Genomic DNA, 17,592 nt, shown 5'->3' with positions numbered 1-17,592 from the left:
TCTGAGTGAGCTGGATCGGTTTTACAACAGGGATACGCCGGTATCACTGACGCCTGTTCATCGTTCTGATATCAATCGAGGGTCTCAGCCAATGGCATTGCTAAAGAAGACGTCACCCAACTCTTCGCCATCTCCATAGGAAATGAGAAACCATGTGAGCGCCTACGTACTCATTTTCGACGTCGAGGTTTAGTTGCCAGCTTTCTAAAAGCGGACATACTGCGTGACGTCTGCAGATACGTCTCCAACAATTTTGAAGCGGTTCAAACCACAACTTAGAAATTAGAACAAAGCCGCATCAAATAACGGGTCTTCGACCCCCGCACCTGTATTTTATCCCTTTGAGTTTTTTATTATTTCAGTATGTTTCTGGTGACACGTTGTCATGAATTCTCTGACGGAGCGCATTGTGAAGCCTGATATGTCTGATGTAACCGACAACATTCTGAAGAAAGCACGTTTGATGGTCGGTCAGGCCGTCGACAAGGACCGCAATGAAGGTAAGGCTCGGATACTGATTGCCGGAAAGACTGGGGTCGGTAAGAGCACGCTCCTCAACGCCATATTCTCTGAGGACTTGGCAAAAGTTGGTGTAGGTCAGCCTGTTACTCAGGAGATTACAGAGTTTGAGCGTGAGAACTTTCCGCTCATCATCGCTGATTCTAAGGGGCTCGAAGGCGAGGATTACGAGGAAATTGTCGATGACCTGAAGTCCTACGTCGAACAAAGTATTCGCACTGGTGATGAGAAAGATGCCGTACATTTTGCTTGGTATTGCGTTGCAGGTGATGGCGCCCGTTACGAAGAAGGTGAGGCGAACATTGTCCAGATACTGAGCGAGGCCGGCATCCCGGTAGTCGTCATCATCACCAAGGGACGGATTTTCCGGGGTGATAGTTTCAGAGAAGACTCGAAAGAAGCCAAACTCCGTGACTACATCCTGGAAAAGTCGGGGACGTTCATTAAGGACATCGTGCTTGTACGCTCGGAGGCAGAAGAAGATGAAGATGATGACGGCAACATCATCTTCAAGAAGCCCAAAGGCTTGGATACTCTGATTCAGGCCACAGAGAGGCATCTGGCTCAGGGAAAACAGAACGCTTTCATCCAGGCCCTCAATGTACGCAATGAAACAGCCTTGAGGCTCAAGGAAGACGCCGCTAGGGAAGTTGTCAACTGGGCGACTGCCGCTGCGACAGCCGCCGCAGCAGCTCCTCTTCCGGGCTCGGATATGCTCTCTCTTTCACCAATCCAGAGCATCATGCTGTACAAGATTGGAAACCATTATGGTGTAAAAACAGAGGGTACAAACTGGAAGAACGTTATCATGGCCGTAGCAGCTCCGTTGTTGACGGGCATGGTTGCGCGCTCCGTGGTTGGGGGATTCTTCAAACTTGTACCCGTAGGAGGGACGATAGTTGGGGGTATTATCTCGGGTACTTCTGCGGGCTTTGTTACCAAGATGATTGGTGAGTCCTATATCGACGTTCTCAACGCTATGGCACGGGAAGCCATAGCCAAAGGTGATTCGGTGAATATCACTCCAGAACTTGCATTCAATAACCTTGCCGAGGTTATTCGTAGAAAGAAGAAAGACAAGTAAAAGAAATTTCTGATCCTGGTAGACGGGCCATTCTGTCTGCCAGAATTTAGGGTTTTCTATTTTAAGGTGGCGGGTTTGATCCAGGATTTTCAATGTCGAGGGCGAGACAACTTCAGCGCAGGATTTGCTCTTCTAACGAATAACCTGCCTCCGCAGGTTATGTGTCATAAATTTATCCCGTGCATCGTTTTTTGTGTTGGATTTTATCATCGTCGGCTTCTGGAAAGCCCCTCGTGATAAATTTACGGATACCTCTCATGCGCAGAGTTGACAGGAGCGCATTAGGCCTCAGTAATCAGCGAGGGCCAGCTTTGCCCCGGTCAGGATTTCGCGGTCCTGCCTAAGAGCTTCATTCTCGGAGAAAACCTCCTTCTGGCGTTCCTTGACGCTCTTATCCAGGTTGGAGAAGACCGACTTTACGTGTTCGGTGACCCAGCCGCTGGCTTCATCCTTGAACTCGGCGAGATATGTGGCGGCAGCGTCGTCGATGGCCTTTGCCAGCCTCTCCTGCGCCCGGCGCGCATCAATATCCTCTTTGATGGCCATGCCGATGCTGACTGCACTTGTCAGAACTGTCAGCGCCGGGCCGATACCCTTGCTGATTTTTGAGGCGGTGTTTCCAAGCTTGACGACCCCCTTGCCGTGGAACAGGGGCTTGAGGAACTTGCCCATATCCGTCTTTGAGAGGTTCTTACCGAACATCAGCACGCTCTTGACCGCGGATGTCATGTGTTCAGGATCAACAGCCTTGATACCTTCACCCAGAGTTTGTCCGAACTTGGAGAAATGCTGGCTGTAGCCATTTCCGGTTGCCCCTTCTAGAGGGTCTATGTTTATCGTGCCGCCACCGGCCCGCCCCCGGGCTGCGAAACGGGCCACCTTCTCCACATCCTGGTCCAGGTTCTGGAATTCCTCGGCCAGCGTATCCTCCAGGAAGGTAGACAGGTTGTCGACCATGCGCGTGGTGATGGCCCCAAGCTCGTCATCAGGCATGTCCGGGTTTTCTGCCTTGGAGCGACAGAAGGAGACCACTCTCGAGCGGGAGTTCTGCACGATGTTCTCAAGCCTGGAGCGGGCCTTGAGAATGGTCTGCTCACGGCTCTTGCTGACGGCCTGGGCCAGCTCTTCCACGCTCCGGCTTTCATCGTCGCCGGCCTTCTCTTCCATGGCCGTGGCGGTCCTGTTTATCAGCCCCAGGACATCCCTGGCGGCAGACCGGCAAACGTCAGCGAAATTGCACTGCTCGAAGAAGGCGAAGAGTTTCTTTTCCAGCTCCACTAGGCCGCTTCTTTTAATGAGGGTGGGCTTGTTCTCCATCCGGCCCTTCAGCGCACTCCGGGCGTTGACGATGCAGATGTCCACCTTCTCGACGACGTCCTTGATGCCGGCCTTTTCAGCAGCCTCCTGCATGTGGGCCTGCGCACTGCTGATGACGGTCAGGTAATCCGTGCTGCCGGGCTCGAGGCTCATCTTGTCATTCAGGACGACCATGACCCGCCGGCCGCGTGACACCAGGTCCGTCAGCTCCTCCCATGTTGCGCTTTCGGCTGCGACACCGCCGGTGGAGACCACCATAAGGACGACATCACTGCGGTTCAGTGATTCCTCGGTGACCTTCTCGTGCTCGATGGGCGCATCAATGCCCGGCGTATCCAGCAGGGTGTATCCATGCCATTCATATCCCTTGACGACAGCCGTTTCCGGCCAGTCCGCCATGGCAGCCCTGTCTTCCCCAATCAGGGCATTGAGCAGCGTGCTCTTGCCTGCGTTGTAGACGCCGTAGACCATGATGCGGGGGCGGTCTGTCTTGGATTTTTCCTCCAGTGCGGCCGCCATTTCACTGCTGGCATCGCCACCCAGCCAACGGTCAATCAACGGCCTGACCCTGCTGAAGGTGTCCAGGATGGGAGCGAATTCAGGCGTTGCCATTGTCGAAATCCTTGTTGAGGTGCTCAAGACTGCCGGATACGGCGCTTATCATCTGACCTGTTTCTTTTCTCAGCGTCTTCAGGGAGGAGGCTGTGCCCTTGTTCAGCCAGTCTTTCGTGCGGGCCTCCAGCTGGGCGACGGCTTCATTCAGCCAGATGGCCATCTGATGTTTGGAGTTGCTGATGACGGCCTGAAGATTGTCCCCGGTCTTGACCTTGTTCTCGGTTGTTTCATTAAAGAAGCCGCCCAATCCTTCTCCGGCAGCCGAACCCAGGAATCCACCCGCTATTGCGCCGACCGGTCCGCCTGCCAGTCCCGCCAGGCCTCCAGCCAGAGAGCCGAGTGCATTCCCGATATTGCTGCCGAGTTTGCTCTCGTGCTTGGTCGTGGCGAAGATGTCCTGGAAGTCCGGGATTCCGGAATGACGTGAAAGCGTGAACTCCGGCACGCCATGAGGAGGCCGCCCAATCTCCCTGTTGAAGTCGGTCGCAACCTTTGCCATCAGACTGATGAAGGCGCGTCGCAGGGTGTCGCGATAGAGCGGGTTCTGCTTTTTGGTGGCGAACACCTCAGCCAGGTCTTCGGTCAGCCTATCCAGTACGGGAGTGGTTTCCGCCTTGAGGTCCCTCAGCTGCTTCTCAAGCCACTTCTGTCTCTCCTCGATAACGCCGGCAAACGCTTTACTGGGGACTTCAAATTCATTCAGGGTGTCGAGGGTTTCTTTCAGGCAGTCCCGCACATCCCGCAATGCGGTCTTTTCACGGACACTCGTCCCCTGAGCCTGGAAGGTGTCGAACAGGTCCGTAAAGAACTCCTGCATGCCACTATCAGCCCAGCGCCCCTCCTGTGTGCCATTGCCGACGCAGGCATAGCGGGCCGACACCGAGACGACGGAGAAATCGGCACGACTGACCTCTTCCGGCGTCAGCGCATCCTCTACGAAAGCCTTCATCCGCCTGCACTGTTCCTTGCGGACAAAATCGGACTTCATGGCGAGGACTCTGATGAATTCTCCCTCGGGGGTCTCATCCTCTACAACGTCATCACTGGCCGTAATGACCAGCACGAACGGTTTCCCGCGGCGCAGGAAGGATACAATCTTATCTCGGTCAGACGCACGTTGCGGACTGCCGGAACTCAGGGTGAAGACGATGAGGTCACACGCGTCGATGTACTGGTAGGCCAGGTCTCCATTGGACGCGTTGGGGGAATCAACACCAGGCGTGTCCACCCATGTGAAACCTGGAAGGGAAAATCCCTGAATGGATGACGTGGTTTCAGCAATGCCGACGCCGAACTGCCGCTGCTGCGCCATGATGTCCGCAGACATCTTCTCGTTCAGGCCGCTGCTGTCCTCAAAGAAGAACTCGGGCCTTGGCTGGGCAGTCTCCTTGATTTCCGGTGTCGGAGTGTCCGTCCCGTAGGCGACATAGTTGCCAAGCGAGGATTTGCCGGCTTTTACCTTTCCGAAGACGCAGACCATCCTGCCCTGCCCGCGCCGGAGGTAGAAATCACCGCGCTTCTTGAAGGCGGAAAATGACTGGTCCCAACGCGCCCGGATGTCACCGATGGACGTCATCCATTCCTGACGGGCGGCATAGAGTGACAAAGAGTCCTCTTTCGAAGAAGCGGCAGGTTGCCTCAGGCTGGCTCCGTCCTCTTCGAGGGCTTTAAAAGTTCGTGAGAGTTCGCTCTCAACCTGACGGAGGATATGTAGATAGTGGCCAGTGCCTGTACCGACGCTCTCCCCATCCAACTCGGCAACGCATGACAGAAGTTGGCTGCGGCTTCTTAGCTTCAGTGGGCTGGTAGAATGGGGCATCAGTTCTGCGAGTGAAAGGTTGGAAAAATTTCTTTTGAATACTTTATGGGTACAATGATATCAATGTTTTAATGATTTTATATCGACTGGGGAAGGGGTGTTTTAACTCCTCTACTCCAAATGTAATGTTTGCGGTGATTTATTTTATAGCGGCCGCCCATAGCGGAGCAAATTCCTCCGCCTGCCGCAGAATATTCTGCACGGCCTCATCCTGCATATCAGGGGGGTAGCCGTATTTTCGTAGCAGGCGTTTGACGGCCGTACGCATTCTGGCCCGTGTTGGGGCCATGACGTTCCAATCGACGGTTGCATTTTCTCGGATCGTTTTGACCAGGGCAGCCGCAATCACGCGCAACCTTGGATCTCCCATCGCATCACGGGCACTCTCATTGCGGGCGAGGGCATCGTAAAACGCGACCTCCTCTGGGGTGAGGCCCAGTTCTTCTCCTCGGGCACGAGCCGCGGCCATTTCTTGTGCCAGTCGGATCAGTTCATCTAGAATCTGCACAGAGGTCAGAGCATTGGAATGGTATCGGCCCACGGCCTGTTCCAGCCGGGCGGAGAAAGCCTCGGCTTCTGTCAGGTTTGAACGGCTGCGGCTGCGTATCTGGCCCTCCAGAAGCTTTCGCAAGGCTTCGATGGCCAGATTGCGCTGGGGCATCTCCCGGACTTCCTGAAGAAATCCGTCGGACAGGATGGAAATGTCCGGCCGACCAATCCCTGCGGCTTCCATGATGTCGATGATATCCGTTGAGACGACGGCCCGGCTGACCAGTTGCTTGATCGCCAGTTCGCGTTCCTGGGGGCTGACCCGGTCTGAATCGTCGCCGCTTTGTTTGACCAACGCGGCACGAACAGCCTCGAAAAATCCGACTTCATCGCGTAACGCCGCAGCCTGCTCACTGGCCGAAGCCAGTGCAAATGCTACAGAAAGCGTCTTAACAGCATCTGGAAAGCGTTTCTGCGCAGCCTTTCGGGCTTCGTCGCTTGTGGCGCGTGCAGCTTCTTTCTGCTGCTCTCCCAAAATATGATCGAGAGCCCCCGCCATAATGGAGAGCTTTATTTTTGGCGAGGTACCAGGGAGTAGAGCCGGACGATAATCGAACCCACTGGCCTGTTCAGGGTTGAACATGGCCCGGACAATTTCATAGCGTTCCTGAAGAGCCCGGATCGCCTCGGCCTCATCAATACCGACCTGCTCCCGGTCTCCAGCCGAATATTCTCCCAGAGCCGCCTTCAGGTTCTGAGCCAGACCGATATAGTCCACGACCAGACCACCGGGCTTGCCCTTGAAGACGCGGTTGACGCGGGCAATCGCCTGCATCAGTCCATGCCCCCGCATCGGCTTGTCCACATACATCGTATGCATGGACGGCACGTCAAAACCCGTCAGCCACATATCTCGGACAATCACCAATTTCAGCGGGTCGGAATTGTCTTTCATCCGCTTGGCCAGTAATTCGCGGCGGACTTTCGGACGTTTGCCGATATGCTGCTGAAAGCTGGAGGGATCAGAGGAACTGCCCGTCATCACGATCTTGATGACGCCTCCAGTGTCATCATCGCTGTGCCAGTCTGGACGAAGGCGGATGATTTCGTCGTAAAGCGCCACGCAGATCGCACGGCTCATACCCACGATCATGCCCTTGCCGTCCAGCGCCTCAAGGCGATTTTCAAAATGCTGGACCAGATCCTGTGCGATGCGGCGCAGGCGTGGTTCCGCACCAACCAGAGCCTCTACCCGTGAGTATTTCTGGCTGAGTTTGTGCTCTTCGCTCTCTGACAGTCCTTCGACAATATCGGCCAGTTCGTCGTCAAGCTCGCCCTTAACGTCCTCATCCAGTTCAATGCGGACGAGGCGGCTCTCATAGTAAATTGGCACAGTTGCGCCATCTTCCACTGCCCGGGCAATGTCGTAAATGTCGATGTAATCGCCGAAAATGCCGCGCGTGTTGGCGTCGGCAGTTTCAATCGGTGTTCCCGTAAAACCGATGAAGGACGCATTGGGCAGAGCATCACGCAGATGCTTGGCAAAGCCGTAAGAAACCTTGCCTGTCTCACGATTAAACTTTGCATCCAGCCCATACTGGCTGCGATGCGCCTCATCCGCCATGACCACGATGTTGCGGCGGTCCGTCAGAAGCGGAACGCTCTCTTCGTCACCTTCGGGTTGGAACTTCTGCAGTGTGGTGAAAATGACGCCACCGGATGCCCGCCGGAGCAGTCTGCGCAGATCGTCGCGGCTATCAGCCTGTTCTGGTGTCTGCCGCAGAAGGGCCTGTGCACCGGAGAAGGTTGCGAATAACTGATCGTCCAGATCGTTACGGTCCGTCAGGACGATGATGGTCGGGTTTTCCATCTCGGGATGGCGGGCGATGACGCCAGCATAGAACGTCATTAGAAGGCTTTTGCCCGAGCCTTGCGTATGCCAGATGACCCCCGCTTTGCGGTCGCCACCCTGTGCCGTGGCCCGGACGGTATGCGTTACGGCTTTCCGGCAGGCATGGAACTGGTGATAGGCGGCAAGGATCTTGATCGGGCTGCCATCTTTTTCCGTGAACAGCACGAAATCCCGCACCAGTGCTAAAAGCCAGCATGGCGTGAATACGCCTCGCAAGACGGTTTCCATCTCCTGATGGTTCTTCGGCTCCAGCTTCTCGCCATCGATTGTTCGCCATGGCATGAAGCGTTCACGGTCGGCTGTGAGAGAGCCAACGCGGGCCTCCGTACCGTCCGAGATCACCAGCACTTCGTTGAAGCGGAACAGGGATGGGATAAAGGATCGATAAGTCTGGAACTGATTCCATGCGGAATCCAGCGTGGCGTGTTCGGAACTTGGGCTTTTTAATTCAATTACGCCCAGAGGCAGGCCGTTGACGAAGAGAACGATATCCGGCCGCCGGTTTGCCTCGTTTTTTTCGACCACGAACTGACGCACGGCGAGGAAGTCGTTGCGCTCGGGATGCTCAAAATCCAGCAGTCGCGCCCGGTCGCCAGATTGTGTGCCATCTTCCCGTACGACGTCTACAGGAACCCCGTCGACCAGATAGAAATGTAGGCGGCGGTTCTCGTCTACGACATCTGGCGTATCTTCACGGCGCAGCGCCAGCAGGGCTTCGTCTCGTGCGGCTTGCGAGAGATGCGGGTTCAGGCGATCGATGGCAGTCCGCAGCCGCCCAGTCAGAATAACGTCCGATAACGAGGCGCGTTCGGGATGGGCGCCGCCGGGGGAAATCTCCGGTCCGGTGGTGACGGTGTAGCCACATTCCCGCAGGATATCGCAGGCCCAATCCTCGATCTCGTTTTCGGACAGGAAACTCATAGAGCGTCGGCCACCATTTTCTTGGCGTCACGAATGCGGATTTCGCCGGACATCAGCTTGGGGAGGAGGAGGTCGCGGAGTTGGGCGAGATTACGATTTTCCGTTTCGTTTGCTACAATTTTAGAACAAGTAGGCATCACTTGCCTTTCAAATAATTTTTCGAATCCACTCTCGATGACAGATAATTCTTCGAATTGTTTTTTGTTTATAGACCCAAAAACTGTCCCATTGCTTTCGAAAGATGAGAACACGTCTCGTAGAAATTTCATGGTAAAATAAGTGTAGTAAGGAAGATTTTGCGGATGGCGAACAGAGGCGAGCCCCCGTCCAATGCAGCACTTTTCTTCAGAAAGATTGACATCGCCAACAGGCGCTCTGACGCTTACCAGGCTGTCTAGGGTATTTGCGAACCGGGTAGGTGCGGTACAATACATCCTACGTTGCGGGAAAACTGCACCAAAATCTGTTTTCCCTTGATAAAAAGGAATGCCGATCCCGTCTGGATTATATGTGTCGCCCGGAGGGGATTGTCCCATCGTGACATCAAATTGTCTGCCAACAAGACTATCATCCCACCCCTCCGGCTTCCCCTCATCATCCAGCCTGTCGGGGAAAAGCTCCCAGATTTCGGGGGTGAGATAAGGCGCTTGCCCGGCCATTTTTGCGCGTGTCGGTCCGAAATCGACAAACCAATCCCGAAACAACGCCCGCGCCATCGCCTCCAGCGTCTCGTTCGTCCGACGGTTGAGGTCGATCTTTTTTTCAAACTCCATGTAAATATCGCCGATAAATTTTTGAGTGTTTTTATGAGGCAATGGAATTGAAAGTTTAGAAAAATCACTTTTTTTAAAATGCGGGATCATAGTCCCGACATGCATACGGTCTATCGCATCTTGGATGAGAGGGGATCGGAGTGCTGCAAATAAATAATTTGGATCTACTTTTTGTTTGTTTGCCCGAAGAGCTACCATATCTTGAGCTATGCAAAAATCCACAGGATCTGGAACTAATGCACACCGTCCGGGAGAACCTTTGAGAACAAACAATATATCATTTGGTTTTGGGTGCGCTCGGAACCATTCATTGTATGTATTTTTGTCGACATAACGAACGTTCTCTTTGGATGGATACAATGCTTGATTGGAAACACAATTTGTTGCGATTAAGGGGAAACCTATTTCTGATGTTGGGCATGTTCTCCCACGGTTGTCGACAACAAACGACAGAAGATCATTGAATGGGGCGCTTATTATATCCATGGTGTTTTATCTTACTTCTTTGAAGCATTTAACATGGGATAAGATTTTTTGTGGATATATAGACGAAATTCCGTATCTGCCTGCGCCCAATCCATCACATCGACCTTCCACGGCAATTCGGACTCTGCAAACGCCTCTTCCAGCCGCGCCCGCGTCTCCAGCGGCAACGGTTCATCTCCCATAATCGCCAGATCCAGATCCGAGAACGGCTTGGCCTTTCCCGTCACACGCGACCCAAACGCCCGCACGTCGCGATCAGGCACAATCTCGTTGAGAATACGCAGAACGATGGCCCGTTCTTCGGGTGTGATGTCGATTTGATCTGTCACGCCGTCCGTTCTTTCAGAACAGCCAGCATAAATGCAGCTTCCTCGATAAATGCCGGAATTTCCGCCACGACCTGCTTTGCGGATGCCTCATTATAGGTATGGCTGGTCATGTTGCGCATTTTGCGAAACACGCTCCATTGCGGCCATGCACTTTTCAGCAGTCCCGCTTCATTGGCAGAGCGGATGAGGTCCGGAAAGCCCATCCGGTCATATTCTTCCGGCGAGGCCGCATTGGCTTCGAGAAAGCGTTTGAGCGTTTTATGGCTCAACTCATAAGTGAATTCGAAACGCTGGATCAGCCCGTCACGCAACTGCTCATCGTCCGGATGCGCCACATGGCGCTCCCACCCTTCTTTCAGGCGATTGAGCGCCCGCTCTAATGGGATGAGATACAGGGTCATGATCCCTCCTGCGGGATAATCAGCTTGAGAGAGGTCGCGATTTTGGTGTTCAGCTCCTCGCCCTGACGGAACTGTTCTTGAAGGGTCTTTTCCAATGCAGCGAAGCGTTCACTAAAAGGTACGCTGTCTTCTTCGGCCTCTTCCGTGCCGACATAGCGGCCGGGTGTCAGCACAAAGCCGTGCTTCTCAACCTCGTCAAGCGTAACGGATTTGCAGAAGCCGGGAACGTCTTCATAGGAAGACGCATTCTTCTCGCCACGCCATGCGTGATAGGTGTCTGCAATACGCGCAACATCAGCATCCGTCAGTTCCCGACGGGTTCTGTCCACCATCGTGCCGAGCTTGCGGGCATCGATGAAGAGTATTTCCCCGCGACGGTCCCGCCAGCCCTTCTGGTTTTTGGTCCGGGTCAGGAACCAGAGACAGGCTGGAATCTGGGTGGAATAGAACAGCTGACCGGGAAGTGCGACCATGCAATCTACAGTGTCAGCCTCGACCATCCGGCGGCGGATTTCGCCCTCGCTGTTCTGGTTTGACGACATGGAGCCATTGGCCAAAACCACACCTGCCGTTCCGTTCGGCGCAAGGTGCCACAGGATATGTTGCAGCCAGGCATAGTTGGCATTTCCAGCAGGGGGTTTGCCATACTGCCAGCGCGGGTCTTCCTCCAGTGAGGCATTCCACCAGTCGGAGATGTTGAAGGGCGGGTTGGCGAGGATGGTATCAAAGCGCAGGTCTTTGAGTTCATCCCGCAGGAAGCTGCCTTCATTGTTCCAGCGGATGTCCGCGCCGATGCCCCGGACGGCGAGGTTCATTTTCGCCAGACGCCAGGTGGTGTGGTTGCTTTCCTGCCCGTAAATGGCGATGTCGCCCAGCTTGCCGCCGTGGCTTTCCACGAACCGTTCGGATTGCACGAACATGCCCCCAGACCCGCAGCAGGGGTCATAGACGCGGCCCTTATAGGGTTCGAGCATGGAGACCAGCGTCCGAACGACACTGGACGGGGTATAGAACTCGCCCCCGCGCTTGCCTTCGGCACCGGCAAAGCCGCCGAGGAAGTATTCATAGACGCGTCCCAGCACATCGCGGGCCTGATCCTCACTACCGCCCATGCCGATGTCGGAGATGAGGTCGACCAGTTCACCCAGCATGACACTATCAAGGGCAGGGCGTCCGTAGTCCTTGGGCAACACGCCCTTCAACTGCTCCGGGTTGGCCTTTTCAATGGCCAGCATGGCCTCATCAATCAGTTTACCGATGCCGGGAGAGCGGGCATTGGCCTGAAGATGCGACCATCGGGCGGTCTCTGGCACCCAGAAGATATTCTCAGCCAGATACTCATCGGGGTCTTCTGCGGCTGCCGGATCATCATGCAGCAGGATGGCATGATGGGCTTCAAACGCCGTGGAGATATAACGTAGGAAGATCAGCCCAAGCGCGACGTGTTTATAGTCTGATGGTTCGAGGTTCTTGCGCAGCTTGTCTGCCGCCAGAAACATCTGTTGTTCGAAGCCGAGAGTAGCGGCTGTCCCTTTGGCTTTTGCCCGAGGCGTCTTCTTTGGGGCGGGCTCGGCATCCGGGTTCTTGCGAGGGCGACCACGGGGCATCAGGGCAGACTTTCAAACAGACAAAACACGTCGTTACAATCTGCCTGATAGAACCACACGCGTCGAGACTTGCTTCAACCTTGGGGTGTCTTTCAAATCTCCGGAATGTCTAACCTGAACGTTGAGAATTCCAGCGCTTCGATAACGCTTTTCAGGTTCTGCGCGTTGATAGAACTTGTGTAGTTCATCGTCCCCTGACTGCGGTGTGACGCCTCATGTCCTAGCACTCGGTCAATCCATAACTCCCGAAAGCTCGCATTCTGATTGCGTAGCTTCGTGGAGACCGTGTGCCGGAAACTGTGGAATGTAATCTCAGCGGGAAGGTCGAGCTTCGTCTTCAGTTTTGAGAACGCCTGTCCGAACGCGGCGCCCCTGACACCTTCGCTTGATGTCGGGAGGTCCGGGAAGAGAAAGTGCTGGTCGGGCTTCAAAAAGCTCATGATGCCCGCCTTAATGAGCTGGGAGTGGATGGGAACGAGCCGTGTTCCTGCGGCAGATTTCGGAGACCAGCCGTCCTCTGGATGGGGGCGGACATGGAAGCACGCCACACCTTGGATATTCTCTATGTCTTGGCCGCGTAGATTGCAGATTTCGCCCAATCGTAAGCCGGTGTAGAGCGCGACGTTGACCATTCCTGCATAGGTGCGACGGGAAATGCCGCGATGCTCCCATTGGTCCGGTGTAAGCAGGGCCAGCTCTTCGTCGGTCCAGCAGCGTCTTTCTGTCTTTTTGTTCGTATTGAAGGACCACTGTGACCAAGGGTTTTTGGCAACGATTTCGCGTTGAACGAGTACGGACCAGAGCGACGATAGCCGAGAGAAGTGGTTTTTCGCGGTCTTACCGCTGACCGTTTCCAGTCCTTGCTCTTTCGCGGCCTCTACCGCTTTTCGAATAGGGAGGCGGTTCTTGGATTTTCCGTGAGTTGCCGGAAGCCCAAGGAGCAAATCGTGAAAGTCGCCAGCTGTTGTGCCTGATACTTGCCCGACGGGCAGATCCCCGAACGCTTCGATGAACAGGTCGAGCGTTGTTTTCGTTCCCTTTATCGTGTCTGCGCTTTTGCTTGCGTCATTCAGGATAAAGCGCTGGGCCATAGCGCTGATGGTCTGGGACTTGGCGTTCTTGCGTTTCGTTGTGACGGGGGAGAGCAAGGCTTCAGGCGGTTCGTCTTCGTGCCCCTCGTCAATGGCGGGGGTAGCCACAGACGCGATAGCGCCGCTTGAAGCTTTGATATCGACGACAAGTTTTCGCAGGCCCGCGATTTCATCACGCAGCATAGCCTCGCGGGTCTGCGTGACGGCCGTATGCAGTGCCTGTGTCTGCCTCAAAGTATTGAGGAAAGCGTCGGTCTGTTCGAAATGCCCTGCAATGACATCCACAAAACTATCGACTTGCTGCGTGTAGGCTTTTGTCCGGAGCGCCTGTTGAGCCATTTCGACCTCATGTTTGGCCTCTTCTTCTTTCAGCCGGACGTTGTGATAGTTTTCCCAATCCTTCACGAACTGCTCGTAAAAACGGATGATATCGACAGCGGTCAGGGCTTTTTGTGTTGGCTCTGTCGTCATGCGCCGAATCTCCTGAAAACACTGGCCCGTTTTGGCGTACAGCAGAGCCGCTTTTTGCCGTGCGACAAGCTTACTGGAGGTTTTCAGGGGATGCGATACCTCGCCTCTACCTAACCAAGCCCGGAGGTCTAGCGGGACAGAACGCCGAAAATAATATTGCGATCCGACGATTCGCAGCATGCGTCTAACTCTCCCATTCTGGGAAAGACTGTGGGATAAACGCCCACTTTAACGCCGAGGTGCGTTTTTCTCTGCATTTTCAATGGGTTAGTGGTGCGAGCTGCGGGACTCGAACCTGCTCCGCAACATTTTTGGGGTGTTGGGAGGCTCTCAATTTCAGCAGAAAACTGCGGATATGACGCTCTTCTCAGTGAACATTATGGAGAACAGGTTTGGAGAAAAAATGAGGTGCGTCAAGGATTCTGTTGTGGTGTTTATATTGGGGTAGGGAAATGGGATATACTGTTGCGTAATCGTTACGGGTTGCTGCGGGTTATTTTGGGTCTCTTTGCGGGAAAGTCGTCATGTCGGATGATGGATAAATCAGACTTCGATCAATCATAAAACTTGGGTAAAATGATCGATACGATCTTGAGGTATCGATCATGCGTTAGAATTGGTAGCTTCCAGACTGGCCGTATTTTCAGTTTGAGAAAATCTGTTTGCATGACCTGAAAACGCAGTTCTTGAAGGGTTCAGGCGTCGTGTATGCGATTCAGCGTTTGGGCAAAAGGATCTGATGGATTTCAGGATGGTCCGAATGCTGAGAATTATTGGTCGATTACATGAACGACTTCCGCTACGGCTACGTGTGATTTGGTAGAGCTTGTCACGCTCGGAGCTCTAATCCGAATGGGGAAAGCGGTATATCCGCTATTCTCTTTTCCTCAGATAAAGCTTTTTCCTCGTCTTTCATGCACTGAAAATAGATTTAATGTTGCGGGATTATAAAGGTGTACTCTCAGGCATTTGAAGTAGAGAACTGCTTGTGGCCATATAGGCGGTAGATAGTTGTTTAGATGGGTTTGTTTTTGGTATGAATGAATACTCTAAAATATTTTCTTCAAAAAATAATAGATGTTTAATAGCGATTAGACAAATTTTGCAGGGCGAAATTTTTCATAAAGAAGAGGGAAAGGATCTTTCTAGCCACGATCTGACCGCAGTGGGTGTTCCATAGCCTGTGTCCTTGAGTAGACGGACGATGTCACCTGCTGAGATCACCAGAATGGGATGTTCGTCTTCCTTAATTTCCTTGTACGCTTGCTCATCAACGCAGCTCGTCGTGACGAGAATGCCAAACTGCCTGTGGCGTAGCCTAGAAATCAGACGTGACATCTCCCGGACTCCAACGGCATGTGAAGCTGCATAGCACTTAGCTTCGAGTGCAAAATCTACAAGGATTGCACTTGCTCCTGTGCCAATCCTCATCTGTCCGATCCCGTCCCGGCCGCCATCTCTCGATCGTCTGGTGAGGTCGAGGCTAGCTATATCGGGCACCATCATTCGCGCGAGTTCAGCAGCGCACTGCTCGAAGTCATGCGGGTTATCGGCGAAAAAGCTATGGATGATCGTGATCATCTCTTTCCCGATCGGATCAGAAGGGAACTGCTCAGCGCGTCTACGATGCTGGATCGTGCGTGGAGCTAGAAGCGGTATCACCCGGCCTGTTTCAACCCATGTCGTCCAAACTGGTGGGGCTAAAGAGGCGTTAGGTCTGCCCGCTATGATGCTCTCGATCCAGGTGCGTGCAACATTTTCAGTCCGAAGAATCGTAAAGCGTGCCCGATAGTTCTGGAAGCGATTGTCATTCCTCGTGCGCCAAACCGCTACGAGATCTTCCGCTGGGCGCTGCCCAGCCACGCCCGGCACTCCAAGTCCTAGAAAGATCATGTCGCGCCATTCTCCGGCCGAAGTGAATACCAAGACAGGGGGCACCTTTTGGCGGCCTGCTTCTCCGCCTTGCGCATCTTCAAAGATGCGTTGGAGCAGTGCATTCCCACGGCGTGGTGTTTCATGAAGTGCTCGGCCTGGAGTCTTGTTGTCACCGTAGTAGGTATAGACGCCCGTTTCCCGATCAAGCGCATCGGGCCAGTCGGGATCGCGCTTGTTCGAGGTCAAGACGACAAGTTGCAATTGGTCGATCCGCCCCCTGTAGCGGAAGCCGCCCCCTGTACTGACCCCCACTAGGTTTGGAAGTGGATCGTCCCCAGCGCCCCCCTGGCGTCCGCCCTGATATACGGCATCGACCAATAGATCTGCAGTCGACGTTTCATTGGGACTGAATATTCGCATCGGAAGCGGGCTGACTAGGCTGCGACCGACATTCGGCCGTTAACACTTCGAGTCTTCGATAACGTTGCCGACTCCTTTAGTGCCTCGCTGGTAAGCGAGGTCACGGCTGCCTGCATGACCGGTGGGCAGACACCGTTTCCGAGCAGCTTCACACGATCACGACGTGATCCACGCTCTAGCTTTGCATTTTCGGGATAGCCCATCGCGCGGCGAAGTTCTGGCACTTGCAGCATACGGAATGTCGCCACGCCTTCAGTCCAACGGACCAATCCGAACCGATCCACAGTGGTAAGGGTTCTGATAGGTCTGTCCAGTGGTTGCCATCCTCCTGCTCGATCAGAGCCGTAATAAACAACCAGGAAATCCTTGCCCTTGCCTAACTCGGACATGCCCCGATTTACTCGTGCGATCGTGTTCTCAGATAGATGGCCTCCGAACACGGGACGCGCCTTCCATGCGTATGGCTCGTCGAGAATGACACTTGCTTGGCTGCACGACTCAGTCGGTAGAATCTTTGCAGGCTTACGGAGACGGTCGCCAAGAATAAAAAGTCGCTTGCGGGTCTGAGGGACACCGAAATTTGCGGCGTCCAGCATCTGGACACGCAGGTGATAATGTTCGCTCAGTTCGTTGATAAGTTCCTTGTAGCCATCCCAGCGTCTCATGCCTGAGACGTTCTCAAGCACGATCCAGCGCGGCTCGTACTTCCTAACGAATGGCATGACATACCAGCCCGATCGGCGACTCGTTTCGCACCGTGGCTTGGCGCCGCGAGCGATGGAGTGATGCGTGCATTCAGGTGAGGCGATGAGCAGGTCGACCGTATCGACCCTTGAGAAAAGACTTGTGTCGCTGTTGTCATCAAGACGGGCAGTGATTACCTCAGCCTGGGGAAAATTATCTTTGTAGGTTTCGGCGGCTACGTCCCAAGCGTCGATTGCTCCGACTATTTCCACGCCAGCGGCGCGGGCACCGAGGCTACTCCCTCCTGCACCGCAAAATAAGTCCAACCCTTTGATTTTTTTCACAAATCCCCCCCCCCGATTTCCCTATTCGCGCATCCTCGGCGGTGAGGTTGCCAGGCTCGCAACCAAACGGCAACCCTTTCTATACCCGCCGGAGGTGCTGTGACTTCTTCCACGGACCCACTTGCAGGTCTGATATTCTCATATCTACAGCCTTTCCCGCTTCTTTGGGCACATAGAGATGTCAGTTGTGCGCATCTCGGCGTCGGTTCGCTGTGATTTCCGCATTCCACTTTTCCGATGGCTTCATATGCCAATTTTCAAGCAGCCAACCATGTCAGAAATCGCCGCGGGGCTGTCATATAAATAATGTAGCTTCCTATCTGTTTGCCGCCGCGGAAGTCGTTTCTTTGGCCGAAGGCAGGTCATCATCTCGTTCTGCGGAATTATGTTGCGCTCTCATGAGCGCATACTATTCTGTTTTTAGAAGGGTGGATT

At 54.1% G+C, this 17,592-nt stretch carries 11 protein-coding genes and 1 pseudogene; 1 reads left to right on the top strand and 11 read right to left on the bottom strand.

Translation table 11 applies throughout. The annotated features are described in order from the left end of the window. Positions 1-385 precede the first annotated feature (385 nt). Positions 386-1,603 (top strand): YcjF family protein, encoded by a 1,218-nt coding sequence (locus GSP01_RS12935; protein ID WP_141354150.1) that lies wholly within the window; start codon positions 386-388, stop codon positions 1,601-1,603. A gap of 288 nt (positions 1,604-1,891) precedes the next feature. On the opposite strand, the gene GSP01_RS12930 is transcribed toward GSP01_RS12935, so the two are convergent. From GSP01_RS12930 to GSP01_RS12885, 11 genes and pseudogenes are all read right to left on the bottom strand, one after another. After that, the gene (locus GSP01_RS12930) at positions 1,892-3,532 is read right to left on the bottom strand and encodes a GTPase (RefSeq protein WP_141354148.1); all 1,641 of its coding nucleotides are present in this window, start codon (positions 3,530-3,532) and stop codon (positions 1,892-1,894) included. Then, on the bottom strand, positions 3,519-5,354 hold the full coding sequence (locus GSP01_RS12925; protein ID WP_141354146.1) for a dynamin family protein: 1,836 nt from the start codon (positions 5,352-5,354) through the stop codon (positions 3,519-3,521). The genes GSP01_RS12930 and GSP01_RS12925 overlap by 14 nt, the downstream gene beginning before the upstream one ends. A 139-nt stretch (positions 5,355-5,493) precedes the next feature. After that, positions 5,494-8,676: a type I restriction endonuclease subunit R gene (locus GSP01_RS12920; protein ID WP_141354144.1), complete on the bottom strand. Its 3,183-nt coding sequence runs from the start codon at positions 8,674-8,676 to the stop codon at positions 5,494-5,496. Next, on the bottom strand, positions 8,673-9,935 hold the full coding sequence (locus GSP01_RS15305) for a restriction endonuclease subunit S (RefSeq protein ID WP_141354142.1): 1,263 nt from the start codon (positions 9,933-9,935) through the stop codon (positions 8,673-8,675). Before GSP01_RS15305 ends, GSP01_RS12920 begins: the two co-directional genes overlap by 4 nt. An 11-nt stretch (positions 9,936-9,946) precedes the next feature. Further along, positions 9,947-10,264: a nucleotidyltransferase family protein gene (locus GSP01_RS12910; RefSeq protein ID WP_141354140.1), complete on the bottom strand. Its 318-nt coding sequence runs from the start codon at positions 10,262-10,264 to the stop codon at positions 9,947-9,949. Continuing rightward, positions 10,261-10,665, bottom strand: a complete 405-nt coding sequence (locus tag GSP01_RS12905) for a nucleotidyltransferase substrate binding protein (protein WP_141354138.1) — start codon at positions 10,663-10,665, stop codon at positions 10,261-10,263. The genes GSP01_RS12910 and GSP01_RS12905 overlap by 4 nt, the downstream gene beginning before the upstream one ends. Beyond that, entirely contained in the window at positions 10,662-12,272 is a 1,611-nt protein-coding gene (locus GSP01_RS12900) for a class I SAM-dependent DNA methyltransferase (RefSeq protein WP_141354136.1), read from the bottom strand. The genes GSP01_RS12905 and GSP01_RS12900 overlap by 4 nt, the downstream gene beginning before the upstream one ends. A gap of 92 nt (positions 12,273-12,364) precedes the next feature. Continuing rightward, on the bottom strand, positions 12,365-13,834 hold the full coding sequence (locus tag GSP01_RS12895) for a tyrosine-type recombinase/integrase (protein WP_228123997.1): 1,470 nt from the start codon (positions 13,832-13,834) through the stop codon (positions 12,365-12,367). Between the two features lie 12 nt (positions 13,835-13,846). After that, positions 13,847-14,014: pseudogene (locus tag GSP01_RS15475) on the bottom strand (DUF6538 domain-containing protein); the annotation flags it as partial. Positions 14,015-14,953: 939 nt separating this feature from the next. Then, positions 14,954-16,129 carry a restriction endonuclease gene (locus GSP01_RS12890; RefSeq protein ID WP_141354134.1) on the bottom strand — a complete coding sequence of 392 codons (1,176 nt, stop codon included), beginning with the start codon at positions 16,127-16,129 and terminating at the stop codon, positions 14,954-14,956. 14 nt (positions 16,130-16,143) lie between these two features. After that, positions 16,144-17,157: a DNA cytosine methyltransferase gene (locus GSP01_RS12885; RefSeq protein WP_141354132.1), complete on the bottom strand. Its 1,014-nt coding sequence runs from the start codon at positions 17,155-17,157 to the stop codon at positions 16,144-16,146. Between the last annotated feature and the right edge of the window lie 435 nt (positions 17,158-17,592).

Source organism: Gluconobacter sphaericus NBRC 12467 (assembly GCF_006539125.1).
Lineage (GTDB): Bacteria > Pseudomonadota > Alphaproteobacteria > Acetobacterales > Acetobacteraceae > Gluconobacter > Gluconobacter sphaericus.
Note: the sequence above shows the minus strand (reverse complement) of the source record. Positions and strands in the feature narration are given on the sequence as shown.